The organism is Roseicella aerolata, assembly GCF_020523605.1.
GTDB classification, from domain to species: domain Bacteria; phylum Pseudomonadota; class Alphaproteobacteria; order Acetobacterales; family Acetobacteraceae; genus Paracraurococcus; species Paracraurococcus aerolatus.
Window position 1 is genome coordinate 1 of sequence record NZ_JAJAQI010000131.1, and the last position, 2,168, is coordinate 2,168.

The 2,168-nt window shown below is 64.5% G+C and carries 2 protein-coding genes; both read left to right on the forward strand.

Features of this window, described 5'->3' with window-relative positions; all coding sequences use genetic code 11:
* Positions 1 to 528: 528 nt before the first annotated feature.
* The gene (locus LHA35_RS28120; RefSeq protein WP_226614918.1) at positions 529 to 843 is read left to right on the forward strand and encodes a hypothetical protein; all 315 of its coding nucleotides are present in this window, start codon (positions 529 to 531) and stop codon (positions 841 to 843) included.
* A gap of 291 nt (positions 844 to 1,134) precedes the next feature.
* Entirely contained in the window at positions 1,135 to 2,088 is a 954-nt protein-coding gene (locus LHA35_RS28125; protein ID WP_226614922.1) for a DUF3987 domain-containing protein, read from the forward strand.
* Positions 2,089 to 2,168: the final 80 nt, after the last annotated feature.

Consider the following 2,168-nt stretch of genomic DNA (forward strand, 5'->3'; position numbering starts at 1 on the left):
GCCGATCGGAAACATCCCTCCCGCCGAGGCCGAGGCGCGCTACTATGCCCAACGGGAGACAACCGCCCTGGCGGCATGACCCAAGCACAAAAGCCTCCGGCCATCCCGGTGCGGTTCAGTCCTTCGCCACGGCCCTGGGCGAGGCCGGCATTTCTGAGACAATCCCAGACGCGATCCTGAACCATCGGCAGGCCGCCACCCGTAGCGGGGTGCTGGGTGTCTATCAGCGCGCGGTGCGCTGGCCGGAACAAGTCGCGGCCATGGCGGCGTGGGGCGAGATGTTGGCCGACGCCCTCGCGGGCAGGACAAGCCCAGGCGCGAAGGTCGTGCGCTTGCGGCGCCCCTGACGGAGCAGCCAACGTCGAATTTGACCACCCGCAAGGATCAGTCGGCCGCGCCGAATCCGCCAATCCAGCTGCACGCCATAACCGTGGTAGTCTGAAAAATCTGAAGAGCAGGGTGGCCTGGTTAAACTTCCAGCATCAATTTTGGTGACCACGCCCCAGTATCTTTTACTTCTGGCTCCCGTTGGCTTACTCGCTCCTCCGTCGCGCAGGAAACGGAGACCTGAGTTTTACCCAATACCGCCAAAGCGTCGGTGACGAGCTGATTGACCTTGCCGCGCTGCCCGTCCGTGTTGACCGGCGAGCTGGCGCGGAACTGGTGACCAAGCACTTCTTCCCCGTTTCACACCGCTCGTTGGAAGTCTGGCCCCTGACTTGGCGCCACATCAACGGCAAGGCCCTCTGTGAAACGGAGGAGCTGGTCGCCGTGGCACGCGCCAAACTGAAGGCGGCAACTCCCATCCGTGGCGGCCGACGCGGCGCCAAGGAAGCGGCCTAGAACGACGCGCAACGCGCCCGGCGACCCGGAACGCGCTGCGGTCATAGTGGCACCACATCAGCAGCCACGACGTAGCAGTTTCGGTTGGCGTTCTCCAGCGCCGCCTGCCGGGCAACCCAACACGGAGTGCCCATGCACAACCTCTCTTCCTGTTCGTCGGTGGCCGCGCAATGCGGTCCCCGACCCGATCTGCTGCAAGGCGCCGAGCCCGATTACACGCTTGCGGTGCCGGAGGTTCGCGGCGCAAGGGCGCCGAACCACACAGCAGCTGGCGGCTGGCCGGAGCCGGCTATGTCCGTTCTTCGCCGAAGCGCGATCCCCGCTCCACCATTGCCGCTGGATGTTCTTGGTCCTGACTGGGCGAGTTGGATCGAGCAATGCGCTGAAGCCTCAAATGCGCCGCCCGACTATGTCGCCATGCCTCTGCTGGCCCTTGCATCGGCCCTTATGGGAAACGCCCGCTGGGTCTCCGGTTGGGATGGATGGCATGAGCCACCGGCACTCTGGTGCGCCAGCGTCGGAAACCCCTCATCCGGGAAGTCTTCCGGAGCGGCTCCAGTCATGCGTGATGTGCTGAACAAGCTGGAAACGCGGATGGCGCGGAGCTATCCGATGGAACGTGCGCAATGGGAGGAAGCGGCTACCGTCGCCAGCATTGCCGAGAAGCAGTGGGAGAAGGAAGTCGCCGCCGCCATGGCGGCCGGCAATCCGGTGCCACCCAAGCCGCGCGCAGCCATGTCCCCACCCAAACCGGTAGAGCCTCGCCTTCGAATAACGGATGCGACCATTGAAAGGGTGGCCGAGTTGCTGTCGGTATATCCGAAGGGCCTACTGTGTTCGCGCGACGAGCTGACGGGCTGGCTGCTCAACCAGTCCCGCTACAGCAGCGGCACGGATCGGCCATTCTGGCTGGAAGCCTACAACGGTGGCTCTTACAAGGTTGACCGGCAGAAGCATCCCGACCCGATCTCCATTGGCAATCTCACCGTGTCGATGTTCGGCACGATCCAGCCGGACCGCCTTGCTGCCATCACACAAAGCGCGGATGACGGGCTGCCAAGCCGGTTCCTATTCTTACTGTGTCACTTGCTTCTTGGCCGTATACGCTGTTTCTGCAGGCAGCAGGGGCAGCGCGGGAGGAGGTGGACAAGGCCGACGGTGAGGCGGCGGCGAATGCTGGCGATTGAGTGCGGCACGTGGCGCTCAGGCCGGACCGGCACCGCGCGGCTGGAAGCCTTTGGATAGCGCAGGTGTCTTGAGCCGCCGCGCGGTGAAGCGGGATTGAGGGGGGAAAAGGCAGCGCTCGGCCACGAGGAAGCCGTAGG

Excerpts from the sequence above, each read along its gene's own strand:
- LHA35_RS28125 (WP_226614922.1), top strand. The coding sequence starts at position 1,135 with ATGTCCGTTCTTCGCCGAAGCGCGATCCCCGCTCCACCATTGCCGCTG.